This window comes from Oleiharenicola lentus, from assembly GCF_051660365.1.
GTDB lineage: Bacteria > Verrucomicrobiota > Verrucomicrobiia > Opitutales > Opitutaceae > Lacunisphaera > Lacunisphaera lenta_A.
In genome coordinates, this window is record NZ_JBOZXB010000001.1 from 646,456 (window position 1) to 673,309 (window position 26,854).

Below are 26,854 nucleotides of genomic sequence, written 5' to 3' on the forward strand. Positions count from 1 at the left end.
CTTAACGCGGCACTGCGACCTGCTCGAGCAGGCGCGTCAGCACTTCCTCGACGGACAGGCCTTCGATTTCAAATTCCGGGCGCAGCACGATGCGATGCGCGAGCACCGGCGCGGCGAGTTGGCGCACATCGTCCGGCGTCACGTAGTCACGCCCTTCGAGCGCTGCTTTCGCGCGACCGCCAAGGAGCAGCGCCTGCGTGGCACGCGGACCGGCGCCGACGAGCACACTCTCGTCGCTGCGTGTGGCGCGGACCAGATCGACGACGTAAGCCATCAATTCATCGCGCACCAAAATGGTGTCGAGCGACTCACGCAACGACACGAGTTGTCCCGCCGTCAGCACCGACTGCACCACCCCGCGGGCCAGCGCGCGCTCGGGCGCTTCATTGCCGAGCATGCGTTTACCGAGGATGATTTCATCTTCGCGGTTTGGATACTCCATTTTGATCCGAAACATGAAGCGATCTTTCTGCGCCTCCGGCAGCGGATAGGTGCCTTCGGATTCCGCGGGATTCTGCGTCGCGAACACGGCGAAGTTCGGGTCGAGCGCCAGGGTTTCGCGATCGATCGTCACCGTGCGTTCCTGCATCGCCTGCAGCAACGCGGCCTGGGTTTTCGCCGGCGCCCGGTTGATTTCGTCCGCCAGCAGGAACGTCGTAAACACCGGCCCCCGCACGAGCGTGAACTGGTTGCTCTGCAAATTGAAAATATTTGTGCCGGTGATGTCCGCCGGCATCAGGTCGGGCGTGAATTGGATGCGCCCCGACTCCGCACCCAGCACATGCGCGAGCGTGCGCACGAGCAGCGTCTTCGCGACGCCGGGCACACCTTCGAGCAGCGCGTGCTGCCGCGTGAGAATCGTGATAAGGGCCAGTTCCACCACCTTGTCGTGGCCGATGACGACCTTCGCGACTTCGGCGCGGGCGGCGGTGAGCAAATCGAGGTTTTTTTGGAGGCTGTCGTTCATAAAATTTTCAACGGGGCTGGCGCGCCTTCACGAGCGCATTGTAAGCAGTCGAGAGATTCTTTTGGTCCGCGGTATTATTTTCACTCCACGCCCCGTCGAGGCGCTCATCCGCCGGGCGCAAACGCCCGCCCTTGAGCTTGGATTTGCGCCACTCTTCCACGCACGCCGCGAGCAGTTGCTTCGGTTTAATTGAGCGACGCAGCAGCGAAGTCATTCCCGCCGTGGGTTCGTGCGCGAGGGCGATTTCGTTGGCGGCGCGTTCTTCGAGATTTCTCGGGACAAATTCGACCAGGCGCCGCCACCCATAAAGCACTGCGAGCAGAAGCAGCACCGCCAGCGCCCCGCCCAAGCCGTAGCGCCGCGCCAGTGATCCGACGCCGTTTTCCTCGAGCACGCCGAGTTCGCTTTCGACGAAGATCACCCGGCGATAATCGCCGAGCATCCACGCAAACAGCTGGGTCGCGCGGTCGTTCTGCAACGCTTCGTTACTGAGCGGATACGATTCCGCCATCATGACGAGCGAGCCCGTGCCGACCTTCTTTTCAATCAGCACCGGGAGCACGGAGCGCGTGTAGAGTGTTTTCCAAGGCGATTCCTTGGGGAGCGAAAAATATAAATCGCTCCGCCAGCCCAGCCCGACCGGTGCCGACAACACCGCGTCATCGCTCGCAGCGAGCGGTGCTTTTTTATCGAACAGAAACTGTCGCTTAAAGGTCACGCCCCATTCTTCGGAAATCTTTTTGGAAGCGATTTCTCTCCTGCCGGGAGCAGATTTTTTCTTTTTCGCGGCCTGCTTTCTTTTCTCCTCCGCATTTTTATTTTTTTCGTCGATGGCTTTTTCTTCGCTCGAACGCCCATCGACATCATTAGCGAGCTCACTCGCTTGAAACGTGATCACGATCCTCGCGCCGTCCGCCGCAGCCTTATTGAGCGCCTTGAGTTTGTTTTCGGGAATCGATTCCCACTGCTGCCACTCGGCTCCGGAAATAATCACGACACTGCGCCCCAAGTCGCGCCAGCGCGCCACCGGCCGGAAATCGCGCGCCACCGTCACGCCGGGGATTTCCTGCAGCGCATCGTGCAACACCCGCGAGCCCAGCGCATCCGCCCGCAGCGACGAATAGGCCGGACACATTTCGCCGCCGCTCACGCGCATCAGAAAAATCCACGCCACCCCACCGACCAAGGCCGCGAGCACCGCCGCCAGCAGCAAGCTTTGACGCAGGCGGCTCACGGACGCGCCTCCAATTGAGTTAGCCATGCCGAAACCTGACCTGCTTCGACGGGATGATCGCCATACCACGTGTCCTCGAACTGTCGGCGACGCAGCTGGAACTCGTCGCACACCGCCAGGCGGTCGCGCGCGCGCCGTCGGAGTTCGCGTTCGTAATCATGATTCGTTTTGAAGCGCTTGAGCGTGACCAAGCCTTCGCCCGCCAATCGCGCCAAGCTCGCGAGAAACAAAGCCCGTAACGCCAACCGCCAGTTGCCCGCCGCGATTTGTTGTCGCGCGAGATCCAGCCAGCCGTCCGTAGGTAAACGCGACGCCTCCACCGTCTCGTCCGTCAAGTCGGGCGTAGCAGCGGGAGTTGCGGAAGCCAATCGAGGCAGCGCGGGCTGGCGGTTATGCTTCCACACGCGCCACGCCACGAGCAGCAACACGCCGAGCACCACGAAAAACATGATGTAGGCGACGACTTGGAGCGCAGCCATCCAATCGACGCTGCGACTGCCGCGTTCGCGCTCCGCCGAGACGGCCTCGCGATCCTTGCCGGGAAACAAATCGTCCACCCAGCGCTTTGCCTTGCGAAACCAATCCGCCACGGAGCGCACGATCTCGGTAACCGTTTCGACAGTCGCCCGGAAAAAACTTTTAACCGGCCCGTCCACTTTCAACTTCTGTTGCTTCTCCGGCTGGCGCAGCCGCCACGCATATTCCGGGCGTTGCAGCACCTCGTCGATCGAACGATTGAGTGTGACGACCGGCACGGGGGTTTTCGCGGGCGTGTCCACGGCCGCGAAGCCCGCGGGCATGCTTAAAATGAGCGCGAACATCACCAGCGCCACGCGTTGCGCCGCGCCGCGCAGTTGCTTTTCACGGCTCAGCACCAACCGCAAATCCGCACCGGTGCGCCGCGCGCGTCCGTGGAAAATGCGCAGCACATAAAACGCTTTGATCAACGGATCCATCACGAGGTGCGTGAGCACGATCAGCATCACGCATAGCGTCGTGTTGAAATACGACCAGCCGCTGATTGCGAAAATGGTTTTCAAGCCGAGGAATTTTGTCGCGAGCATCGGCACCGCGTAGAACGCGACGGCGATATTGATGAACGCCATGAGCCAGAGTCCGGAGAGCATCAGTAACGCGACGTGATTTTGCTTCGGCCACAATAACGCCGAGGCCCACGCCTCCGCGCGGCGTTTATCAGGGGTGCCGCCAATGACCGACGCCGACTGGAAATACGCATACGCCCAGCCAAACGGCGCCGTCAGCAAAGCCGACACCGGTAACAGCAAAATAGAAATCGCCTGCAAGCGAAACTCCGCCGAAAGCGCCGCGGGCAACTCGCGCCATTTCCACGCCGCACCCTCGCCGCCCGAACGCGCCGCGAACAGCCGGCGTGCAAACTGATGCTGCGCGACTTTCATCAGCCCGAACAAACCCGCCAGGCCGAGCGCACCCAGCGCGATCGCGCCGTTCTCCGGCGCGAACCACGTCACGCGGGCCCACGCATACAGCAAAGCCACGCCGAACGGCGCCGCGCCGAGATAATACACCGCGAGCGTCAACGGATTTCTCCGCAAAAGATGCACCGCTTCCTCAAGCAGTTCCACCGCGCGCGGCTCGCTCCTGTGCTTAGGGTTCGCCATGGGTCGGGGCCGTTAGCGTGCGCCACACCGTGCCATCGTGCACGCGCGAGGGAATCAACCGGATCGTGGATCCCATGAAATAAAAAAGCGCCCACAACAATATCACCGACGCGGCAGTCGAAACCCCTCCGCGAACGCGCGGCCAGAGCTGGCTGCGCGCCGGCGCCGCGATGATTTTTTCGCGCTCGAGACACCGCACGCAGAGCAGACGCCCGTCATGCTCGACCACGCATTCCGCACAGAAATTTCCCGCGCACGACGGACAACGCGCCACCGCTTCACGGGCGGGGTGCTGCACACATTTGCGCCCGGCGACGACACTCATGGAAGTGGCAACGGCGGCGGCAGGGCCGGTGGCTCATTGCGGGGCGACAAGGAAACCGGCGGCACTTCGGGCGATGGGTTCGACACAGGCGTTGCCGCCGGCGCAACCAGGTCCGCCTGCGCCCCTTCGATCAACGGTTGTAACTCCGCGATCACCCGCCGCGTTTTTGCCAACCGGGAGAGCGCAGGCAGTTTTTCCTGCTGCACTGCCGTGACAATCACGACGCGGCAACATGGCCCGAGCACCTGATTCCAGACTAGAAACGGCGCGATGAGTCCGGCGATCCACGCGTAGACTGGCCACTGGGCATAGTTGCCGATGGCGATCAACACCGCGATCAACGCGATCGCGCCAAACGTTAACGCAATGTAGAGCCGGCGCGCAGTGTGCACGACTTGCAGCGACTGGATATCGCGCAGGTAAAACCGCTGATATTTCTCCGTGTAACCCGTGGACTGCACTTGCAGCAGATGGTCGGGCCCAAGCCATAACTGCGCCATCATCCCGATCGTCCGGCGCATGCGGGTCAACTTGCGGTAAGTGAAATCGGCTTTCGTCATGGTTATTTCAGCCAGAGCCGCGTGAAGACAAACGCCCACACAGTCAGCTGGATCGCCGCTGCCAAGCCGGCGACGATGAAACGCCAGCGGCCACCCCGCCCGTGCTTATTCGTGATCGAAGCCGGTTTTTTCCACCCGTAAATGCACCAGCCAATCGCCACCCACGCCGTGACCAGCGTGAGCGGCCAAATAATGATCGGCAGAATCGCGATCACGATCGCGATGTGCCCATGCAACACGCGTTGGTTTTCGGGGAGCTTCCGACGCTCGCCGCTCGCTTCCAAGCAGGACGGGCAAAGCTGTTTCCCGCCCATCGGCACGCGGCACACCGAGCACACGTAACGCCCGCACCCATCGCAGGCGGCTTCGGCGCGATTTTGCGCATGGAAATAACAGTTCGCCTCGCCGCTCTGGATGCTCGCAGCGGTGTCGATGGTGCGTCGCGCTTCCATCGCAGGAAAACGAATCTGTTCAAACTCCGTCTCGCACGAAGGACAGCGCACGCGATCCACGCCCCGCCAATACACCTCCGGCACCGGTCGCCGGCACTTCGGACACGCAAGCTTGGTCAGCGTCATTTAGCCTTGATCACCCGGGTATCGCAGAGCCGGTCGTGCAGCGCGCGTTTCTCTTCGTCAAAACCGGCCATGATATAACCGATCAACAGAATCAGCCCGCTGAGAAGCTCGGAAAAATATCGCCCGATAATCCGGCCCGTCGTCAATGGCGAGCCGTCAGCCCGCACGACCTTCAAGCCGAGCGCCATCTTTCCCGGCGTCGCAGAAAATCGAGAAAGGAAAAACCATTGATACAACACGCCGAGAACTAGGCCGATGGCCATCGTTACGCCTTGATAGGCCATGAAACGGCCAAACGTCTGCGCGTCGTTTATATCCGGCTGGAATTTAAACGCCCCGAAAAACAGGAATGCGATCCCGAGATTGATCACCATGCCGACGACGCCGGTCACAATGCCGTCGATAAATTTTGCCACAAACCGGATCCAGAATCCTGCGAAGTGCATCATCCCTGTCGGCGTGATGCCTTCGCGCAGTTTTTGAAAATACTCCCCTTTCCACTCGGCGCTGATGTATTTCCCTTCGTAGGGCACCATGTCCTTCAGCCAGTAGCGGCCATTCGACGCCGCACACACCGCGGTGCTGCCCGCCACTTGGGCCCAGGGTTGCCATTCCGACATCCCATTGGACCAGACCAGAGACGCATCATTCACGACCGCATCCCGAATTAACAACTCGAACTGCTTGGCATTGATCGGGCCCACACGATTTCCGCCATTTGCGTAAAACCATTCCATCACCAAGCTGTTGCCAGTCAGGTTTCCTCTCGGCAATTAAATTTCATGTCACGCGCCCACATCTTACGCCCGTTACTCAATTTCACTTTAACGGCATTAGCGCTCGGCGCACTTCTGGCCGGCTGCGGCAAACGCGAAACGCCCGTCGAAGCCGGCCTCCGCACCAATACTTTACTCGTCGGCAACGGTGCCGAACCCGGCTCGCTCGACCCGCATTTCGCGTCGATCCTCACGGATCAGATCATCGTCAACGCGCTCTTCGAAGGCCTCACGCTCCTCGACGAACCCACCACCGTGCCGCAACCCGCCAGCGCCGAATCGTGGAGCACTTCCGCCGACGGACTCACGTGGACATTCAAACTCCGCGCCCACTTGCGCTGGTCAAACGGCGAACCGCTCACCGCCGGTGACTTTATCGCGACGTGGAAACGCGCGCTGCATCCCAAAGTTGCCGCCGAAAACGCGTGGTATCTTTACGCCATCAAAAACGCCGAAGCCTACAATTCCGGCAAGCTCACCGACGCTTCCGCCCTCGGCCTCGCCGCGCCCGATGACCGCACGGTCGTGATCACGCTCGAACGCCCCACGCCCTACCTGCCCGCGCTCGTGTCGCTCCCTGCGTGGTTTCCAGTCAATCCGCGCTTGCTGGAAAAATTTCACGCGCTCGAAGCCCGTGAAGAAACGTGGACGCGCCCGGAACACTTCGTCGGCAACGGTGCCTTCACTTTAAAAGAATGGAATCCCAACGCCCGCATCGTCGTGGCGAAAAATTCCCAGCACCGCGAAGCCGCCACCACGCAGCTCAACGAAGTCATTTTCTTCCCCATCGAAAAACCTGACGACGAAGAACGCACCTTCCGCGCCGGCCAGCTGCACGTCACCTTCAACCTTCCCGTGACCAAAATCTCCAGCTGGCGCGAACGCGACGCCGCCCAACTGCGCATCGATCCGACGCTCCAATCAAATTTCCTGCGCTTCAACACCACGAAGCCGCCCTTCAACGATGCGCGCGTGCGCCGCGCGCTCTCGCTCGCCATCGACCGCGACGCGCTGGCCAAAACCGTCCTGCAAGCCAGCCGCGCACCCGCCACCGCGCTCACGCCACCCAACACCGGCAGCTACACTGCTCGCGCTGCCGTGATTTCAAACATCGAGGCGGCCAAAAAACTTCTCGCTGAAGCCGGCTTCGCCAACGGCCAGAACCTTCCCGCGATCGAATTCCAAGCGCGTAACGACGAAATCATGCCGCGCATCGCCGAAGCCTTGCAAGCGATGTGGCAACGCGACCTTGGCGTGCGCGTGAGCATCATCCAAGTTGACCAAAAAGTGTGGGTTCAGAATCAACAGTCGCTCAGCTACGACATTTCCACCGCGGCGTGGACCGCGGATTTTCCCGACGCCGTTAATTTTCTCAGCCTCTTCGCCAGCGACAGTTCCTATAACTGGACCGGTTGGAAGAATGCCGCCTTCGATCAACTGCTCAACCAAGCCGCCGAAGCTCGCGACCCCGCCGCACGCAACGAACTTCTCCAAAAATCCGAAGCGTTACTGCTCGAAGAAGCGCCCATTTCACCGCTCCACTACGGCGCACAGACCTATTTGATCGATCCCGCCGTCCAAGGCTGGGATCCCGCGCCGCTCGTGTTTCGACGCTTTCAGAAAGTGTCGTTCAAATAACATTTCCCCACGCCCGCTTCAGGAAATTCAATTCTTGCGTGCGTCTCTCTCGAGGCGAAGATTTTTCCCGTGCGAAACCCGTTCCGCTTTATCCTCGGCTTCCTGACTCTCGCGGTGGCCGCTTCGGCTGCTGATGTGACGTTTGTCCGCGTGCTCTCGAACTGGCGCGATGCTTCGTCTTTCCGCCGCGTTTCCGAATATTTCACCGGCAAAGAAAATCCCGGTGACTCCACCATTCTCCGCACGCACGCCGAAGAACGTTCGGGCTATTATTTCCTCGTGCGCCTCGCCAACACCGGCGGCGTCACGCCCGTGAAGATCCAACTGCATCTCGTTACACCAATCGATGCGAAGCCGAAGCTTTACACGTTTGAAACGACGCTGCAGCCGAAGAAGAACATCCTCAATCTCGGCCTGACTGGCACCGACTGGCCCGACAGCAAAGCAAATCCGGTGGCGTGGAAAATCGATGTGCTCGCCAGCGACGGCGCCCTCATCGCTTCGGAAAAAAGTTATCTCTGGAACAACCCGCCGGCGAAGTAACGTCGGCGCAGGTTTTTCCTTATCGATCTCGTGAGCCGTTCTCCACGAAACCAGGGCGATTCGACACGTTTCAGCGACTGGCAATCCCTCCCGACCCGCGTCGCGCTCACGCCCGCTACGCTCGCCGAAACGCTCGACGGCGGACAAAGCTTCCGCTGGCAGCAGCGCGAAGACCTCTGGAGCGGAACGTGGACCGAGAGTCTCGTCGAACTTCGCTTGCACGGCGGCTTGCTCGAATGGCGCGCGCCGATCTCGCTGCAAAAAAACGTCGCCACGTCGCTGCCGCGCTACCTCGCGCTCGAGACCGATTGGCCGGCGCTGACGGACTCGTTGCCCTGGCGGAGCGACGCGCACCTCGCGCAATGCATTGCGGCGTTTCCCGGGCTCAGTTTATTGCGCCAGCCGTTCGGCGAAACGCTGCTTGGCTTCCTGTGCAGCGCCACGAAACAGATCGTGCAAATCAAGCAGATGGTCGCGTTGCTCGCGAAAAACCACGGTGCGCCGATTTCACCCGATACTTTTCGCCTGCCGACATGGGCGGAAATTGCCGAGGTTACGGAAAAAGATCTGCGCGCATGCCTGCTGGGATTTCGCGCGCGCTACATTCATCAAACGGCTTTGTTCCTCGCCCAGCGCCCCGGCTGGCTGGAAGAAACGGAGCAGATGCCCTACCTCGCCGCGAAGGCGCGGTTGATGGAATTGCCCGGTGTTGGTGAAAAAGTTGCGGACTGCGTCCTGCTGTTCGGCGCGGGAAAACTCGAAGCCTTTCCCGTCGACACGTGGGTGTTGAAATCTCTCGCGCGTCGTTACGGCCTCAATGATTGGAAGCCCGCGCAAGTCGCCCACTTCGGACGCACGCATTTCGGCCCGTTGGCCGGTCTTGCCCAGCAATATCTTTTCGCCTGGGAACGCCGCCACGGCGGACGCTAGGAAAATAAGTTGTGATAGGGCGAACCATCCTTGCGGAGCCGCGGCTCGTCGGGACGATTCGCCCTACCAGTTAAATGTCGGCGGTTTTATTCACTGATCCACGATCACCGAAAACACCACGGTGCCCGTCGCCCCAGGATCGAGTGTGCCGGTAAAGGTCCAACGAATCGCCCCGGTCGCGCCTGCCGTCGGCGAGACCGTGGTCGGCGTGCCGAGGCTCGTCGGAATCGTGCCGACGCCCGCCGAGACCGCTTTCGTAAATGTCGGCGTGTTGTCGGTGATGCGCACATTGGCGAGCGGCTCTGTAGTGATGTTGGTGAATGTGATGGTGTAATTGAGCACCTCGCCCGGCAGCACGGTTGGTTTGTTCACCGTTTTCACGAGTCGCAGGCCGGAGTTGCTGCTTTCGCCGACCGTGGTGACATCGTTGCGCGTAATCGTCTGCGTCAGCGCAGGGTTGGCGTTCGTGTAAGTAACCTCGGCTTTCAGCTCGGTTTTATTGGTCGCGCCTTGTGGCGCGGTTGAGGGAATCGTGACTTTCACGATCAGCGCGATCTGCTGGTTTTCGGTGATGGCGAGGCCGGGACTCACCGGACTCTCGCCCGAGTCGAGGATGCCGTTCGAGTTGTCGTCGCGAAAAACAATTTCCGTCCACCCTTCCGTGGCGGGCGAGACCTCGTGCGTGGTTGAAAATGTCACGGTGCCCGCGCTGCCCGCGATAAACTCATGCGGATAATACACCGTGGTGCCGGCCGCGCCACTTTGCTGGCCATCGGTTGTTAATTGGGCCATGGGCACATCGCCGAAATTCACGCCACTGTAGCTCGTGCCAGTCGTGAAATTAAACGTAATCGTGTCGGTCGCACGGTCGTAGCTTCCGCCAGTCGTGCCGACTTGAGCGCCGGTCGAAATCTGCGACGGCAGATTCAATTCCACGAGCTTGAGCCCACTTCCGTTCGTGACCGTCGAAGGAATGAAGATCGAAAACCCTCCATTCTCGCCCGTGGTGACAGTTTCCAAAATTGCATTCGTTCCATCACGCAGTTGCACCGTGACGCCGGGCGAGCCCGCTTCCGTGCCGTTCGGCACGCCGTCGTTGGCCGTGCCGGCGCCGGTGCCCGAATCGCGAAACACCCGGCCCGTCACGACAGTGCCAGCGGCGAAACCGAAATTGAGATTAGGCGTGTCCGTGTTTGCGACGACGTTGGTGCGCACCAGCGTGCTTTGCTCCGTGACAATCCAACCCGCGGGCGGCGTGGCCGGCGTGACGTCGGTATCGGTCGCGTTGTCATCGATCACGATGCGATACGTGCCCGCTGCAACATCGGTGAAACTGTAGGCGCCCGTGCCCGGATCGATGGCCACGACCTGCGAGGCAGGATTAGTCGGCGCGCTTTCGAGCACGAGTTTCGCGTAAAGCGTAAGCCCGGTGCCCGCTTCACCGTCGTCGCGCAAGCCGTTGCGATTCGCGTCTCGGTAGCCAAATCCCGAAAGCGTATTGCGGCAGCGGCGCCGCATGCCGAGCACCGTAATGTCGGCGATACCAATACGGATGCCGAGCAGACCGAGCGCCGGATTCACGACTGAAAGCAGGATTAGGTTAAGCGGCGTCGCGAGGGCGACTTTGTAAACCTCCACGAGGGAGGGCTTGATCGTGTTCAACAAAAGATTGATCGCCGTCTGCACAACTGGGATCGGTGCAAGTGGACCTGTGACCGTGATCGTTAAGTCCAGACTACTGAGCAACGTGGTCGTCAGGTTGGTGACGAATGTGGTGCCGCTGGAAGTGCTCTGGGTCTGCGGATACGGGCCCGTGAAAAGCATGTCGGTATAAAAAGGCGAGGCCCCCACGCCGTGGGCTTTCGCGCCGATCTCTGCAGTCACGGGCACGGAAACCGGAACGCCGAGAACCGTTACGCCGACCGTGACGTTCAACGAACCGATGTTCGCGTGCGTCAACGCAGCACTGTTGATCGACGTTCCCGTGAAGAATGCATCGTCATCGGGAAATTGCCCCAAATAAATATCCACCAGCCCGGGAATCGCGCGCACGGAAACTGCGTTGGCGAGCGCATCGACGGCTTGGATCGTGCCTTGCACGCGGGCGATGGCGACGTAGAGCGTGAGATTCGCAAGCTTCGCGCTGAGCGCAGTTCCGCCGAGCAATCCCAGGTTGATGTTGTCCAAGTTCAACTGCGTGGCGAGCGTCGAGGTTAAATCCACGTCCACGAGATCGACATTTAACTTGAGCCGGATCGCCGCGCCGTAGAACTGCACGGCACCCGCCGGACCGCAAATGATACGCGGAGGCTGAAGGATCTGCAGGAAGAGCTGGATGTTTCCGAGCACGCTGCCCAACCCCAGCGCCGCCCCGCTAATCGTGATCGGAGTCTGCGTGTGCAACAAGTGCCTGTAATTAAAGAGCGCCGCGTTCCCGCTGACGAAATCGAGCAGGTTCAGATTTACGTCGGCGTAGTTATCGCACGACACGCAGACCTGTAATAAATCAGATAACTTGTAAGTGCCGGCGAGTGATTGCACTTGGAGCGCGAGCGATGACAAAACGTTGGCTCCCGCGGTGTCGCCATCCGCTTGAAGGGCACGCGCGGTGATATCAAAAATCTGAGCCATGGTCAGCGTGGCATCCAGCGCCTGCACTGGCGTTCCGAGGGTAAAATCAGTTTGGATGACTTGCAGGAGACTGAGCAGGTTGACGTGCGAGTCGGCCAGATGCTGCCACTGGATGAAATCAAGTGACGCGTTCGTGCCGAGCATGCCGCCGAGCAACGCATTGAGCAGAACGCTGCGTTCCGTGGAAATATTGGCCAGCCGACCGCTCGCCGAAACGCACGCGAGATTCACGCAGCCCGCGGACGAGCGCGTCGCGCTCGCCAACGCGGCCACCAACACCGTGACAAGGGCGAGCGAACGAAGCAGCGGGCGAAGGCGCATCATGGGGAAGTTTCCTTTTCACCGCCGAAGGACGGCAGCGAGGTTTCGTCGAACTTGATCCGCAGGCGAAGGTAAACGCCGTGCTCGGTTGAATGATCGGCCGCGAGATCCTCCTCGCGGAAACCGATCAAGTTGTAACCCAGCCCGACGGTGAAATTCTTGCGGAACGTAAAACCGATGTCCGGCCCGAGCGCATACTGGAGTTGTTCAAAATTGCCATCGGTGAGTAGCGCGGCGTTCAAGCCCACGTCCCAGCGCCGGTTGAGCGCGTAACCAAAACGGCTGCTCGCCAGATGGGCGTAATAGCGGCTCGCGCCCGTCGCGCTGTCTTCGTTCACCCATTTGCCCGCGTAGTGTGTGCTCAGCGTCCACGCGGTGTTCGATAGATAATGAACGTCGCCCGCCACGATGTGGGCGTGGCGTTTCGAGAGCGCGGCGATCGGGCGGTCGTCGGACTCGTATTTGTATTCGTATTTGCCGAGCGCCGACCAGCGATCGCTTTTCGCCGGGCGCCACGCAAAGCCGGTTTGCAGACGACTTTGCACCGTGTCACCGCCGTTCGCGCCTTTGAGTTGAGTTAACAAGACGATGCTTTTCGCGAGCAGCGTCCAATCCCGGCTCAACTGCCGAGCGTAGCCGAGTGTGTTCAATACACTGTCGGAGCTCTCGCTGTTGCGGAGTTCCAGGCGACCATTGGCACGCCACAGCGGATTGCGCGCATATTCGATCGCGCCGGTGACGGCGGTGGATTCGTTGCGGGCTGCGCCGACGATGGGCACGATGCGCTCGAACGAAGTGCTCGCGCGCACGCCTTTCGTGATTTCCCAAAGGTTGCGCACGCCGAGCGCCGCTTCGGCTTCGCGGCCGAGAATTTCATTCGACGCGCGGTATTCATTGAAGGTTTGTCCGCCTTTCATGAAAGGCGCTTCGAAGCCAACGATGGTCGAACGATTCGTTTCCGTGCTGTTGAGTTCGAACGGCCCGCCCAGCGAGGAGATAAATTCGTGACGCGCATACAGCCTTCCGCGTTGTTTGAACGAGTAATCGAGACCGAACGCCGCGAGCTGTTTTTCAGAGTCGTTCACATCTTGCTCGTATTCCACGTAAGCCGTCGCGCCGCTGAGTTTCGGCACTTCGAACGTCACGCGCGCACGCACACTGTCGACATCGCCGATGCTCGAGGCGCGGAGATTCGGGGCCGCCGGAGCCGACGATTCGCGGCTGTGTCGCACACCGACCGCCACGCGCGTCGTGCCAAACGCGCGCTCCACATCCACCCGCGCACCCATTAATTGTCCGCCAGTCGCGACATCTTCGGTCACGAGGCCTTGCGTAAGGATCGACGTCTTATCGGTGATCTTGTGCACGGATTTGAAACCGCCTTCGACGCGACCGGGCAGCAGGCTCGCGGAAGGATTCTGGAATTCGACTTCGGTTTTCCCGAGGTAAACGTGGATATCGTTGCGGGTGTCTTGGTGTTTGAAATCCACCCGCCCCGCGTAACCCACGCCATCGAGTTCCGTGCGACTCGCGGCCATTTCAACGGCCACCTTCGTGCGTTGAGCGAACAAGTAACTCGCGTTGGCACTCGCAAGCTCGGCTTGGTTTTCCGGTTTTTCATCACGCGCGTAGGCGGCGCCAACCTCGAGTTTTTCAGTGACCTTCACTTGCGCGTCGGCGCCATAGACAAAGAATTTATCGCCGCCCTGGTCCACTTCGTAGGTGATGCGAATCGTGTTGGGATTGAGATTTGAATCGACGCTCGGAATCGGTGCGCGGAACAACAGGCGACCGGTGAACGGTTCGAATTCGTAATCGAAAAACCGCGTCATGGGGCGCGTTTCGAGAATGAGCGAAGGTTGGTTACGGTCGCGCGTGAGGATTTCGATGCGCTCGCTGTTGGCGAGGCCGTCGGATGCGGCGAACACATATGGGCCGGACGTGCCGTTGGCAGGAATCTCGGTAATGACTTGCCGCGTGGAATCCTGGCTCGCCCAGAGGTTGGCACGAATCTTGTCGGTCTCGTAGTGCTCCTTGAGGCCGGTGAGGCTACGTTGATAATTTCCCAGCACGCGCGGCTCGTCGAGGCCGGCGTAGAGCGGCTGCGTCGTGAAATCACCGAACAGCAAGTAGCTGCGATTTTTGTCGATGCGCACGTAGAGCTTGCTCGTGGATTGCGCGTCGTAACCGCGCACCGACGAGTCGCCGTAAACCGGATAATATTCTCCGGGCTGAATATCGCGGAAGAGCCGATCCTTGGTGTCCTTGTCGGAATCGAACGCGGCGGTGAGCAACGCATCGCCTTTGATTTTTCCCTTGAGAAAAAACGCCGCCCGCGCGCCGGCACCGAGTCGCCCGTTGTTTGACTCCGCAGAGATCGCGCGAAGTTCCGCTTCGAACGCATCGCGCGGGCCGGCGGCGAGAATGTTTCCGTTGCGCGCCGAGTTGAAATGGATTGCGCCTTCGATCACGCCGACCGCGAGCATTGGCCGCAGATTGGGCGTGAAGATGATCTGGCCATCCGCGGTCAACGTGCCGCTCGCGGCGCTCAAGATGGCGTTGCCCGGTTCGAGCGGGGGAAGCAATTCGACGACTTGTTTGCCGCCTTCGATGAAAGTCTGCACGCCAGGCAACGTCGGATTCAAATCTTCAAGCACCCACTGCCCAATCGACGCCGCCAACGTGACTGGCGTGCGCGCAGCGATGGGCGTGCCGAGCGCGTCGCTCAACTCCACTGTGATCTGCGCCGGCGTGACGCCGTCGGCGATGGATTTTTCCGCCAAAGGCGAAAGAGAAATCTTCGCGAGATCACCGGGCGCGATCACGGTGATGGTCACGTTGCCACGTTCGTTGCCGAATAGGTCGAACATCGTCGCCCGCAGGCGATTTTCTCCCGCGCGAAGATTCACGCCGACATAATGCCACGCTTCGAGACTGCGCGCGGCGATCGTGGCCTTGGTGCCGACCCGGTCGTCGCCGATCACGGCTCCGTTCACGGCGAGCGTGAAGCGAACGCCAGCCGGGCCTTTCACCAACACATCCGTTTGCGCCACGGACAAGCGTTGCCCATCAGTGACGCCGCCGAAGCCGAGAGTGTTATCGAGCTGATCGAGCACCGCTTCGACGTCGGCCTTCGGAACAGGACTCGAGTTCTGCGAAACGCTTTCAGGAATCGTAGCCGTGGTGGCGACAGGAATAGACGGCGTGAGCAAATTACCCGTCGGCGCGGACACGCCGGTTTCGAGGCCGGGCACGTTGTCAGACTGCGGCACCACGATGCCGGACGATGCCAGCGACTTGGGATCGGCAATCGGCAACGGCGTGCCGTCGGGCGTGAGCCGGCCTTGCAACTCACGCGCGATTTCCACCGAGGTGCCGGCGAGACGGGTTTGGCGAAGTTTGATTTCGTTTTCCGCCGCGCGCGAAATTGGCGCGAGCGCGAAGTTGGCTTGGTGGAGCTCGGAATTTTTCAGCGGAACGAAACGCGTGGAAGTGTCGCCGGCTTGGTGATTCGAAATGATCGTGAGCTTGGCATCACGCGGCAGGCTCGTGCGGTCGACCTTGAGCACATGCGTGTAAGGATTCAGCCCGTAGAAGCTGTATTTGCCATCGATGTCAGTGATGGCGTAAGTCCCATCCTCGAGATAAATCCGCACTCCCGGCACGAGCAGATCGTTTTCGCCGAGTTGGCCGTCGGCGTCGTTGTCGACAAACACGCGTCCGATGATGACGCCTTTTGTGGTGAAGACGCCGGGCCGGATATTCACTTTGGCGGTGGCGACATTACTCGTAAAACCCGCGGCATTCGCGATGGCACGATTAATGCCGTCGCCTTGGAGCGCGGAAATTCCCACGCGCGCACGGTAACGCAGGATCACGGTCGCGCCGACACCGAGTGTCGGTAAAGGCACGACAATGCGCTTCGTGGTGAGCGCGGAGGGATCGGGCGCCGGCGTGCGCTCGAAGCGCAGGCTGCCGCGTTCGTAGGTAAAGCCCACCGGCAAATCGTCGACCAACTGCGCGTCCGTGAGCGCGTAGTCGGTTACGTTGCGCACGCGCACTACATAATCGATGGTCTCCCCCACTTCCACTTCCGGGCGTGAAGCAATTTTCTCAACGAAGAGCGCCGAGCCTTCCACAATCAGCCCGGTGACGTTGTTGAAACGAACCGCGGTGCTGCCCAAACCGGTCTCACGCGCAGAGAGCGTAATCACGCTTTTCTGGTCTTTCTTGGCGGCGATCGGAAAGCGTCCAGCGACCAGCAGGCCTAGGCTTTCGGTGGGCGCCAGCGTAACGGTTTCGTCGGGCAAGAGCGGCAGCTCGTCCAGATCTTTGGCGCGATTTTTATTTTTATCGATGATGACGGCCGTCTCCGTGAGATCGAGCTGGTCGTTAATTTGATTCACGACCTCGAGTTTGAAGCTCAGTGAGCGGTCACTGATATTCGTCAACGTGTGCGGAAAATAAAGCAGCGTGCCCGGCGGCACGGTGGCGCTGTTGTCGGTTTGGAGTTCGAACACGGCTTTCTCATTTTCCTTCAACCGCACCATATTCGAGCGCACGAACACGCGCGCTGCGCCGGGGAATGGAATATATCCAAACTCCGCGTCAGACACGATCTCCTGCGCCTTCACGGCAGACGCAGCCGCGGTGAAAACGAAGAGCACGCCAAGGATGTGCAGGAGGAAACGCCGCATTTGTCCGGAGGCCGAACCAGCTGAAAATAAAGCTGGAGCCGCGGTGAAGCGCGGCTCCAGCGTGAAGTTGTTTACTGGACGATTTGCACGCCGAACGTGAAGACCACACTCGCGCCGGCGGCGATATTGCCGAGTTCCGCGCGGAAACTACCCGCCGCACCACCGGTCGGGGATGTCGTGATCGCGCCAGCGGAAGTCGCCGCCGGCACCGTCGCGTGATAGACGGTGAACGTGGGCGTGACGTCGTTCAGGATGACGTCGAGCGCAGATTGCGAGCCGACATTCGTAATCGTCACGCGGTAGCGGATGCACGCGCCCGGAATCGCCCCGATGGAGATATTGGCGGTGGAATACGCCGTGTCGGGCGTGCCATCACCGTTGGCATCGAGCGCTTGCTCTTTGAGGATGCGAATGTCGCCGAACACTGCGGTGGTGTTATCCGTGACCGACACGACCGCCGGCACCGTCGAAGTGTAAGTGCCGTTCGCTGTCGTGGCCGTGAGCGTGGTCGTGTTGACCGCGCCCGAAGGCGACTCCGGCGGAGTGATTACTTTGACGAGCAACTTAATGCTCTCGCCCGGGGCGAGACCCGCGGCGCCGTTGCTCACGAAGCTCAAGTCGGTGATCGCGGTCTCACTCGCTTCGAGTGCGCCGTTGCCGTTGGCGTCGTAGTAAACGACGGCGCTCCAGTTCGTGAGATTATTCGCGAGCGCGAGGCTCACGGTGCTCGCCGCGTTGTCGCCTTCCAGCACGTTGCCGGTGTTGGTGAGCGTGTGGCTGTAAACCGTGCTGCCGCCCGGGAACGCCTGGCCGGAATTATTCGGCGTAAGCGACAGGCTGCGCACCGAACTCGTCGCGACCGCGTCGTAAACCGTATCCTCCGCATTCGTCGTCGGCGACTTCGCGCGGAAATACACCGGTTGCGTCGCGGCGCCCGCGTTGCCGGGAATCGTGACGTCCGCGAAAATCACTTGTGAGCCGGCGGCAGCGAGCAAGTTCGTGCGCGTAATGACGGCTTCGCTGGAATCTCTAAACACTACGCTCCAGCCGGACGGCAGTGCGCTCGACAAAGTCGACGTCGCACCCGCGGCGAGATCGAAGGTGTCGGCGTTGGTGCTATTGTTTTTCACGTTGAGCGTGAAGCGCACCGTGTCGCCGGGATTGCCGTTGAGTGTCACGAGTGGTGACGCTTCGGGGCCCGCGCCCGTGCCGAGTGTGCCGGCGGCGTTGGCGGTGAGGTCGACGCTGCTCGACGCAATCGCGGTGAGCGTATTCGTCGCCGTAGCGGAGACGCCCGGATCGGTCGCTGCAGTGGCAACCACGTTAACCGTAAAGGGCCCGCCGGTCGCGCCCGGCGGCAGGGTTGCGAGCACATTAAAAGTGATCGCGCCGTTCGCCAGCAGCGGGCCGGTGTCCGGAATACCGTTGCCGTTGGAATCGAGCACCGCAGTCGTGCCATCGGAACGCACGATGGTAAATGTCGTGCCGGCGGGGAAGGTGCTGCCGGTCAGCGTGAGTTCAAACGTCTCGGAGCCGGTGCCAGTGTTGGTCACCGTGCTCGGGAAGCTCACCGTGCCGCCTTGCGGCGCGCTCGCAATCGTGGTGCCGGGAGAAATCGTCACCGTCGATGTCGCGGTCACTGTGAAGAGCACCGTGTTGCTGTTGAATGGACCGACGACCGACACGCCGTCGTTGTAAGTGTAATTCGCAGTATTCGGCAAATCCTGTGGCGCCACGCCGGAGTCGACCGTCACTTGGAAGGTGAGCGTGCCTGACTGGCCCGACGCAATCGAAGCAATGACCGCGCGGGTTTCGCCTGGAGTAGTGATGTTGTAATCGTAACTGATGCCCGCCGGATCGCCGGCGGCGGCGTCGGTCAATGCCGTGGTGCCGGAGCCGCTCCAACGCGCCGAACCCACGACGTAACCAAATTCCGCCGGCAGCAAATCGCGCAGCGTCAAGTTGGTCGCCGTGACATTGCCCGTGTTGGTGTAGGTCAGCGTGACGGTGTAAGGCCCGGACGGCGACGCGCCCGTGGTGGCACTCATCGATTGCGTGACGCGAATCACGGCATTGTTGCTCACGGTGACTGTGTCGGTGTTCGTCCCGGTAACGGTCGGCGTGAAGGTGCTCGTCGCCGTGACGGTAACATCCGCGTCCTGCCCGCTCGTTTGCGTGCCGGGCACGGTGCCGACGACTACAAAATAAAATGTCTGGCCCAGCGTGAGCAGGCCCGTGGAACTGATCACCGTGGAATTATCCGGCAAGCCGTCGCGATTGGCGTCCGCGTAGATGGCGGCGTTGTTCAAATTAAAATCATCCGAAGTCGGCTGCACGATCGTGAGTCCGAAAGTGTCTGATCCGTTACCGGTGTTGGTCACGCTGTGTGCGAACACCACTTGTCCGCCGGGAGATTCCACTCTCGTCTGGTTGCTGTTGAGCGTGAGGCTCGCGACTTGTTGCACGACGGTAAGCACCACGTTGGACGTAGCCGTTCGCACGGTATTCGACGAATCGGTGTAAGTGGCCGTGGCCTGGTTACCGATGGTGCTGCCCGCGGCGGGAGGAACGGCCTGGAGCGGGCTCATCAAGAGGGCCCACGCGAGAAGAAAAGCAACATAGCTATGCCACGGGCGATTGCCGCGGGCGCATTGGTTAAACTGACCTGAAGCATGCATATTATTTATGGGTTTAATTTCTGCGAATCCTAGAGACCTAAAATGGATCAGCGGTTCGCGATGCGCGCGCGTGCGGTCACGACGAAGCTCGCGCCAGGCGAAAGCGTGCCGGCGTCCCAACGCAGCGCGCGGTAACTCGAGATCGGCACTCGGTAAGCCACTTCGTCGCCGGAAGGCAGTTTGCGGGTGCGCGTCAACGGAACGGGTTCAAACGTTTTTCCGTCGATGCTCGCCGAAGCCGGGGCCGGCGACGCCGTGTCGGGGATGTATTCCATGCCCTCGGGAATCGGCAAAATCGGCTGCACGTTGCCGAGCGGCTTGAGACTGTTGCTGTGATACGTGGCGGTGTAGAGCACGACGCCACCGGGTGCAGTCGAGGCGTTGTCTTTGAGCAACTCTTTGCCGTCTGCGGCCACTTCGACGGTTTGCGCCTTCAGCTTGATATCGAGCGGGCTGCTGTTTTTTGACTGCCCGAAGATTTGTCCTGCCAGCAGTAGTCCGATCGTCGCGACCGAGATGCGAAAAAAGTTATGAACGAAGTTATTACCGATTGAAGTAGAATGGTTTTTCACGCGCTTATTATCGCTGAAAGCAGGAGCGTTTTGACATAACTCCAATTACTCAAAACGCGTGAGTAGTTCACGTCATGGTGCGCTCCGCATGTTTGTAAGCTCAACGCGCAGTTTACTTTTCGGAGGCGCGACGTAATTTCGCCACACCATGACTGTGAAAAAACTTCTCCACACCCGCATGCGGGTGAACGATATCGAAACGACCGTGAAATTTTACGAGCAAGCGCTCGGCTTGAAAGTTTCGCGCCGCCACACGTCACCGCGCGGCGCGCAGTTGGTATTTCTCGCCACGCCGAACAGCGAAGAAGAAATCGAAATTTGCCAGATGCCGCCTGGTTCGCCCTCCGTGCAAGTGCAGCCTGACCTCATGCATCTCGCATTCGCAGTCGATGACCTGGAAAAATTTTCCGATGAGCTGAAAAAGAAAGGCTTCGCGTTGAGCGACGGCCCGACAAAAACCGGCAGCGGTTCCGTCATCGCGTTTATCGACGCGCCGGAAGGTTACGAAATCGAGTTGATCGAAAAGGCTTAACCGAACGTCGACTAATCGATGAGCGAGCAAACCGCCGCGCGACGCACCGCTTGGGCCGAGGCTTGGCCGGATGCGCTGGCGTTCCTCGGCGGACTCGCGCTCGCGTGGTTCGGCGAGTGGGAAACGAAAGACCTCGTGTGGAGCCTCTGGCTTTCAAGTCTCGTGGTCGGCTACGCGATGATCGCGTGGAATATTTTCAACGGTTCTGGCGGTAATTTAATCACGCTCGCCGGCGGCGTGTTCATGCTGGCGTTTTTCACGGTGCACTTCGGTGGGTTTCATTTTGTGCACTCGGTTTTCCTGAACACATTTTTTCCGATCAGCCCATCGGCTTCGCCCGGTTTACTCAACGCCGGTTTATATTTGGAGGTGTTCCGCAACTACTGGATGTTTGTCGTCATCGCCGCGATTGCCGAACGCGGTGCGTTCAAGAAAACCCGTTTCCTCGCTCAACACACCGCTGCCGAAGAAAAGGCAACTGATACGTCGCGCTCCTCGCGTTCCGGCAATGCCCCTGACCTGATGGCGCCGTATAAAAACGTCGTGCGGTTGCACTTGCTGATTTTTTTCTTCGCGTTCGCGAGCTTTGGAAAAATCGACCACTTCCTTGTCTACGCCGTCGTGTATGCGGTGTATTTTTTCCCGTGGAGGTTGCTCAAACGCGAGACGAGCGCCCCCACCGGAGCATAGCGCAGGTTCGCAGCCTTGCGCGTGCGGATCAACTTCCCGGCGCGAGATTATCTGTTCGTAATAAACCCATGCGATACGCCTGCCGCGTGAGGTCAGCGGCATTGTGCGCATGCAATTTCTGCATGATATTGTGGCGATGATTCTCCGCCGTGCGCACGCTGATACCGAGGAGTTGCGACACTTCCTTGTTGCTGCGCCCCTCGGCGACCAGCCGCATAATTTCGGATTCACGTTCAGTTAAATCGAGCGGGGGACGCTCCGCTTTAATCGAGAATGAACTCTGAAAAACCTGCATCACTTCGGAACTGAAAAACGGCCGGCCCGCCGCCACCGAATCAATCGCTTCGATGAGCGTGGTAAACATCGCCACCTTGGCGACCATCCCGCGCGCACCGAGTTCGATTACCTGTCGCACGGTCGCGACATCGTAGCGCGACGAAAAAATCAAAACCTGCACCTCCGGCGCTTCCTGCCGCATCAGCCGGGCGACCTCGAGTCCGTTCATGCCCGGCAAAGAGATATCGAGGATCAGCACGCGCGGTCGCAACTGCTTGCACTCCGCGAGCACTTGAACGCCGTTGGCGGCTTGGCCGACCACATCGTAGTTCGCCCGCAGCTTCAGGTGAGCCACGAGCATTTCGCGCACGGAGACATGATCCTCCGCTATATAGACCGTAATCACCAAGGGGTTACTCATTAATAGTATTGGTTTTGGCCAGTCGGGCGCGATTCAGCTGAACTCGCACTTTACGTCCATAAATTTCTTTTGAAAAAACACTCCCTTAAAACTTCAAACAAAGATTTTACACATCCCTTCCCTCTTTAAGCATAACACTGACAATTACCTGCACTACAGCGCCCGTTTTATCCCGCGCCCAACTCCAAATCGCGCAACGTCACGTCGAGTTCGTGGAGATTAAATGGCTTCGTGAGCACCTTCGCAAAACCCTCCTCAGCCGACTCCACCCCTGCAGATGCCGCCGGCACGCCCAGCGCGACCACGGGAAACGCGGGATCGATCTCCTGCAATTTTCGCAGCACGCGACCGCCTTCTCCGGGCGTCAGCATCATCGAATCCACCAGCAAAGCCCGGAACGCTCGCCCACAATCGCGCGCTGATTTGAATTTTTCAACGACCTCCTGCTCCGTGTTCACCTCGACGCACTCGTAATTGAGCGCCGCCAGCAACAGCGTGACGGCCCCACGTCCCACCGGATCACCGTCGAGATACAGCACCCGGCGATTCACCGTGATCCTTGCAAACGGCGTCCTCGAATCAGTCGGCCTCGCCAAGGTTGCAGGCAACACCACTTGAAACACGGTCCCTTTGCCGACCGACGAGTCCACGTGCAACTGGCCGCCATGATGCGTCACCACCGTATGGCACGCCGCGAGCCCGAGGCCCGAGCCTTTCGCCTTGGTGGTGAAAAACGGTTTGAAAATATTCCCTAAGTTTTCCGGCGCAATCCCGCGCCCGGTGTCCTGCACGGTCACCCGCACCCACCGGTGTTCTCCTGGTTTACCCGCGGATTCCGCGTGCAATTCGTTGCGCGCGCGCAGGGTCAGCGTGCCGCCGCCCGGCATCGCCTGCACCGCATTCACCGCGAGATTATTAAACACCTGCAGCAGCTGGGTATCGTAGCCGTCGACCAGCCACAACGGCTCTTCAATATCCACCACCATCCGAACCGACGTATTCTGCACCGCAAAATCCATCGCCTCGCGCAGCAACGCAGACAGGTCGATCATCCGCTTCTGACCTTCGCCTCCGCTCAGGTAAAGAGTCAGCCGGCGGATGACCGCGCTCGCACGATTCACCACCTGGTCGATTTTATCGAAACGCTCTTTTACTTCCTCCGGCACAGCCGGGCTCAACCGCCCCAACGCGACATGCGCCTGCACCGTGGCCAATAGGTTGTTGAAATCGTGCGCAATCGTGCCGGTGAGCAAGCCCATCGACTCGAGTTTGCCCACCCGTGCTTTTTCGTCCGCCAGGCGCTGTTCCTCGGTGATGTCGCGTAATACGATCAACGCACCAGAGATCTCCCCCGTTTCCGAACGGATGGAAGTGACCTGCTCCGAAATCATGCGATCCCCGCTTTCCGCGGTCGTGACTAAAAACGAATCAGCCGAACGCGAAACCCGTTTATCCCGCAACACTCCCAACGCACTGCTGCTGCGCCGCTCGCCCGAGATTTTATCCAAGAACGTCACCACCTCCTCGACGGGCTTGCCCAGACCGCGCCCGCGTCCGCAACCGGTGTAACGCTCCGCCAGTGCATTCATCAGCTGCACGCGTCCGTGCGCATCGACCATCACCACCCCGTCACCAATCGACTGTAACATCACTTCCAAACGCTGCCGCTGCTCTTCCTGAGCCAACTGGGTTTGCCGGCGCTCGGTAACATCGATCAGCACCACAAATCGTCCGGTGGTTTCCCCGGCGGTGTTCCGGATAAGGTCCATACGCAGCAGGCACGGGATAATCTTTCCGCCGCTTAACCGCATTTCCGACTCAATATTCCACGAATGCTCCTCGCTAATCGCTAGGTCTATCGATTGCTCGACCACTTTATTCACGAAGATCGAATCGCCCTCGGCCGTCTTGAATGCCGGCTTCAACATCAAATCTCCGAACCAATCGCGATGTGTGCGGTTCTGGTAAGTAATCAGGCCGCTCGCATCCGAAAGACTGATTGCATCCGGCGCTCCTTCGATGACCTCTTGGATTTGTAAGAAAGATCCGGCACCGGTCAGGAATTTATCTTCGCCGGGTGGCATGTGATAAGTCACATGCGAGTATTTACCCTATATATCAAGCCACGAACCGTTCACGCCACACAGTTGCGAATGCGGACAGTAAACTACCGAGCGTCAGCCGCGCGCGCGCCGCACTTCGACTTCCGGCAAAAATGCCGTGAGTAAACCGATTAACGGAAAAAACGCCGCCACATCAAACACCGCACGAATGCTTGTATGATCGGCGAGCCGGCCGAGCAACGCCGAGCCGATCCCCGCCGCGCCAAACGCCAATCCGAAAAACATTCCGGCAATCAAACCCACGTTACCCGGCACGAGTTCCTGCGCATATACAAGGATCGCCGAAAACGCCGAGGCGAGAATCACGCCGATAAACACCGTCAGCACCAACGTTCCCGCGAGCCCCATATGCGGCAGCACCAGTGAAAAAGGCGCTACCCCGAGAATAGAAATCCAGATCACGCGCTTGCGCCCGATTCGATCGCCCACCGGTCCACCGATGATCGTGCCCGCCGCCACCGCGAACAAAAATACGAACAGCGAAATCTGCGCGCGTTGCACCGAGAGCTGAAATTTATCGATGAGGTAGAACGTATAATAATTGGTCAGGCTGATCAGATAGAAATATTTCGAGAAAATCAGCGCCACGAGAATGAAGAGCGCCCACGCGACCTTCCCGCGTGAAAGTTTAACCGGCACATAATCCCCCCGCGCCCCCGCTTTTGATTTCAAACGACTCATGTGGCGCGAATACCAGCCGCCCACTTTTCCCAACACCGCCATCCCAATAAACGCCAGCACCGTGAACCACAGGATGTGCGCCTGCCCGCGCGGAATGATAATCCACGCCGCAAGCAGCGGCCCGAGCGACGTGCCAAAATTCCCGCCCACTTGAAACAACGACTGCGCAAACCCATGCCGTCCACCCGACGCCATCCGCGCCACGCGCGACGCCTCCGGATGAAAAATCGAGGACCCCACGCCCACCGTCATCGCCGAGATCACCAGCCAATGGAACGAATTCGCGTGCGCCAGCAGCACGAGCCCGGTCGCCGTGATGCCCATGCCCACCGCCAGCGAATATGGTTTCGGCCGTCGATCCGTGTAGTAACCCACGAGCGGTTGCAGCAACGAACCCGTGATTTGATACGCCAGCGTGATCAATCCGATCTGCGTAAAACTCAGGTGATACGTCTCCTTCAACATCGGATAAATCGACGGCAGCAACGCCTGCACGATGTCATTGAGCATGTGCGCAAAACTCAGCGCCAACAGCACGTTCAACGCCGTGCGCTCGACCGGCGATTTTTCGTTCCCGACAGAAATTGAAGACGCACTCACGTCCCTACTTCGCACCAACCACGCCTCACCGTCAAGGGAACGGCCCGTTCCGGCGTCGAATCAACCATCACAACGCCACCGAATTATCTGCACTACTGCCTGCGCTCGCGCAGCCAATTCGAGTGTAGTTCTGCACTCTGCCTCGATTTTTAACCTGCAGGAGTTTTGGGCTCTCTGGCTCTTTCAACGAAAAGACCTAGAGGAGACAGAAGCGTTCTCAAACAAGAGAGCCGAAGCGCGCTTTTACATTTTCCTTTGGGAGTTCGAACGGAAATCCGATGCAGACACCCCGAGCTTTAGTTCGTGATTAAAGACCGCCCCAGCCAACGCTTGACCTCATCGCGTGCCTGTTCAGCCCTCGCGTCTCGGAGGCCTAACATAACGCCATCTTTCTCATTCCCGCCCTTCACCGAGTATCCCTCCAGCACCTTACTCATCGGGCACATTTCCCTCACCGTCTGAAATGAACTTCCCGCCCCATACCCACCATTGGAATTGAAAGGCACTACAACTTTTCCTCTAAAATCGTGTTGCTTCAAAAAACTCTTGATGGGCGGTGGAAGCTGCATTCCCCACGTCGGAAACCCGATGAAGATTACATCGTATTTCGCGATGTCTTCGATCTCGGTCTTCAGCGTCGGCAGAAAGCCGGTCTCATTTTCGCGGGCGACCTGCTTCACGATCTGTTCGTAGTTTTCCGGGTAAGGTTCTTTCAATTCCAAAGCGATTAATTCGCCGCCAACTTGACTGTGGATGATCTCGGCGAGAACCTTCGTGTTATTGGTTCGCGACAGATAAACAATGAGCACGTTCTCCGACTCGGGCGTCGTGATCGCTGCGGGCGCAACCATCGAGCCGAGCAACAGAAAACTCAGACAGAGCACGAATCTTCTCATCGCCACGAAGCTCGAGAGTGGTGACTTCGACTTTCCAGCGACCTTCACTTCGACGACTCGACCTTTTCTTCGATCTTTAACTTCACAGGCCGGCGTTGCGTGGAGAATGAAAGAGAGCCCATTTTCCATTTCGAGTTCTCCTTGATGTAGACCTCCGTGACCATGAACGCGTTGACGACCTCGTTGCCGCCGACCACCGCGATCAGGTCGATCTCCGTCAGCAGAATAGCGGTGTCGCCAAAAAGATTCACGACCGCACTGTAGGCCTCGGCCTGCTTATACCAGATCCGTCCGCTTTTGATCACCTCCAGCTCGCGGGCTTTGTCCCACTTCCCGCTCATGTGGACGAACATCGCTTTTTCGGCGAACAACTCGTCCAGCTTCGCGAGGTCTTTGTCGGCCATCCATGCCCACTTCGACTTGGAGAGATCGAGCACAGCTTGTTCGTCGTTTGAGGGCGGAACGGTGGACGATTGAGCTTGGAGCGGCAGCGAGCTGACCAGCGCCAATGTCAGCGATAGGAGGAGTGCTTTCATGAATATTGG

21 protein-coding genes are annotated in these 26,854 nt (G+C 59.5%); 5 read left to right on the forward strand and 16 right to left on the reverse strand.

The annotated features are described in order from the left end of the window. Position 1: 1 nt before the first annotated feature. From ACRRQW_RS02415 to ACRRQW_RS02445, 7 genes are read right to left on the reverse strand one after another with little or no spacing between them, the layout of a single operon-like run. Positions 2–967, reverse strand: a complete 966-nt coding sequence (locus ACRRQW_RS02415; RefSeq protein ID WP_438479659.1) for an AAA family ATPase — start codon at positions 965–967, stop codon at positions 2–4. Between the two features lie 7 nt (positions 968–974). Next, positions 975–2,201, reverse strand: coding sequence for a hypothetical protein (locus tag ACRRQW_RS02420; RefSeq protein ID WP_438479660.1), 1,227 nt, complete (start codon positions 2,199–2,201; stop codon positions 975–977). Further along, complete coding sequence (locus ACRRQW_RS02425) at positions 2,198–3,841, reverse strand: hypothetical protein (protein ID WP_438479661.1); 1,644 nt, start codon at positions 3,839–3,841, stop codon at positions 2,198–2,200. Before ACRRQW_RS02425 ends, ACRRQW_RS02420 begins: the two co-directional genes overlap by 4 nt. Continuing rightward, positions 3,828–4,166, reverse strand: coding sequence for a rhomboid family protein (locus ACRRQW_RS02430; RefSeq protein WP_438479662.1), 339 nt, complete (start codon positions 4,164–4,166; stop codon positions 3,828–3,830). The genes ACRRQW_RS02425 and ACRRQW_RS02430 overlap by 14 nt, the downstream gene beginning before the upstream one ends. Further along, positions 4,163–4,726, reverse strand: coding sequence for a hypothetical protein (locus tag ACRRQW_RS02435; RefSeq protein WP_438479663.1), 564 nt, complete (start codon positions 4,724–4,726; stop codon positions 4,163–4,165). The genes ACRRQW_RS02430 and ACRRQW_RS02435 overlap by 4 nt, the downstream gene beginning before the upstream one ends. A 2-nt stretch (positions 4,727–4,728) precedes the next feature. Further along, entirely contained in the window at positions 4,729–5,304 is a 576-nt protein-coding gene (locus ACRRQW_RS02440) for a zinc finger domain-containing protein (protein WP_438479664.1), read from the reverse strand. Next, positions 5,301–6,077 carry an RDD family protein gene (locus ACRRQW_RS02445; RefSeq protein ID WP_438479665.1) on the reverse strand — a complete coding sequence of 259 codons (777 nt, stop codon included), beginning with the start codon at positions 6,075–6,077 and terminating at the stop codon, positions 5,301–5,303. Before ACRRQW_RS02445 ends, ACRRQW_RS02440 begins: the two co-directional genes overlap by 4 nt. Positions 6,078–6,086: 9 nt before the next feature. On the opposite strand from ACRRQW_RS02445, the gene ACRRQW_RS02450 reads away from it, so the two are divergent. The 3 genes from ACRRQW_RS02450 (at position 6,087) to ACRRQW_RS02460 (ending at position 9,191) form a co-directional block, all read left to right on the forward strand. Further along, the gene (locus tag ACRRQW_RS02450) at positions 6,087–7,718 is read left to right on the forward strand and encodes a peptide ABC transporter substrate-binding protein (RefSeq protein ID WP_438479666.1); all 1,632 of its coding nucleotides are present in this window, start codon (positions 6,087–6,089) and stop codon (positions 7,716–7,718) included. A gap of 69 nt (positions 7,719–7,787) precedes the next feature. Next, the gene (locus ACRRQW_RS02455) at positions 7,788–8,261 is read left to right on the forward strand and encodes a hypothetical protein (protein ID WP_438479667.1); all 474 of its coding nucleotides are present in this window, start codon (positions 7,788–7,790) and stop codon (positions 8,259–8,261) included. A 30-nt stretch (positions 8,262–8,291) separates the two neighbouring features. After that, positions 8,292–9,191, forward strand: a complete 900-nt coding sequence (locus ACRRQW_RS02460; protein ID WP_438479668.1) for a DNA-3-methyladenine glycosylase family protein — start codon at positions 8,292–8,294, stop codon at positions 9,189–9,191. 90 nt (positions 9,192–9,281) lie between these two features. Here the strand turns inward: ACRRQW_RS02460 and ACRRQW_RS02465 are convergent, their stop codons facing one another. From ACRRQW_RS02465 to ACRRQW_RS02480, 4 genes are all read right to left on the reverse strand, one after another. Continuing rightward, positions 9,282–12,146, reverse strand: coding sequence for a hypothetical protein (locus tag ACRRQW_RS02465; protein ID WP_438479669.1), 2,865 nt, complete (start codon positions 12,144–12,146; stop codon positions 9,282–9,284). Then, positions 12,143–16,840, reverse strand: coding sequence for a hypothetical protein (locus ACRRQW_RS02470; protein ID WP_438479670.1), 4,698 nt, complete (start codon positions 16,838–16,840; stop codon positions 12,143–12,145). The genes ACRRQW_RS02465 and ACRRQW_RS02470 overlap by 4 nt, the downstream gene beginning before the upstream one ends. A 71-nt stretch (positions 16,841–16,911) precedes the next feature. Beyond that, positions 16,912–19,518 carry a beta strand repeat-containing protein gene (locus ACRRQW_RS02475; RefSeq protein WP_438479671.1) on the reverse strand — a complete coding sequence of 869 codons (2,607 nt, stop codon included), beginning with the start codon at positions 19,516–19,518 and terminating at the stop codon, positions 16,912–16,914. A gap of 47 nt (positions 19,519–19,565) precedes the next feature. After that, on the reverse strand, positions 19,566–20,090 hold the full coding sequence (locus ACRRQW_RS02480) for a hypothetical protein (RefSeq protein WP_438479672.1): 525 nt from the start codon (positions 20,088–20,090) through the stop codon (positions 19,566–19,568). Between the two features lie 148 nt (positions 20,091–20,238). Between ACRRQW_RS02480 and ACRRQW_RS02485 the strand changes: the two genes are divergently transcribed. Beyond that, on the forward strand, positions 20,239–20,622 hold the full coding sequence (locus tag ACRRQW_RS02485) for a VOC family protein (protein ID WP_438479673.1): 384 nt from the start codon (positions 20,239–20,241) through the stop codon (positions 20,620–20,622). A gap of 18 nt (positions 20,623–20,640) precedes the next feature. After that, positions 20,641–21,312 (forward strand): DUF6498-containing protein, encoded by a 672-nt coding sequence (locus tag ACRRQW_RS02490; RefSeq protein ID WP_438479674.1) that lies wholly within the window; start codon positions 20,641–20,643, stop codon positions 21,310–21,312. A gap of 28 nt (positions 21,313–21,340) precedes the next feature. Here the strand turns inward: ACRRQW_RS02490 and ACRRQW_RS02495 are convergent, their stop codons facing one another. From ACRRQW_RS02495 to ACRRQW_RS02515, 5 genes are all read right to left on the reverse strand, one after another. Beyond that, the gene (locus ACRRQW_RS02495; RefSeq protein WP_438479675.1) at positions 21,341–22,009 is read right to left on the reverse strand and encodes a response regulator; all 669 of its coding nucleotides are present in this window, start codon (positions 22,007–22,009) and stop codon (positions 21,341–21,343) included. A gap of 167 nt (positions 22,010–22,176) precedes the next feature. Next, on the reverse strand, positions 22,177–24,093 hold the full coding sequence (locus tag ACRRQW_RS02500; RefSeq protein ID WP_438479676.1) for an ATP-binding protein: 1,917 nt from the start codon (positions 24,091–24,093) through the stop codon (positions 22,177–22,179). 93 nt (positions 24,094–24,186) lie between these two features. After that, a complete protein-coding gene (locus ACRRQW_RS02505) occupies positions 24,187–25,413 on the reverse strand; it encodes an MFS transporter (protein WP_438479677.1) in 1,227 nt (408 codons plus the stop codon). 296 nt (positions 25,414–25,709) lie between these two features. After that, positions 25,710–26,438 carry a flavodoxin gene (locus ACRRQW_RS02510; protein WP_438479678.1) on the reverse strand — a complete coding sequence of 243 codons (729 nt, stop codon included), beginning with the start codon at positions 26,436–26,438 and terminating at the stop codon, positions 25,710–25,712. After that, positions 26,354–26,845, reverse strand: coding sequence for a nuclear transport factor 2 family protein (locus ACRRQW_RS02515; protein ID WP_438479679.1), 492 nt, complete (start codon positions 26,843–26,845; stop codon positions 26,354–26,356). Before ACRRQW_RS02515 ends, ACRRQW_RS02510 begins: the two co-directional genes overlap by 85 nt. Positions 26,846–26,854 lie beyond the last annotated feature (9 nt).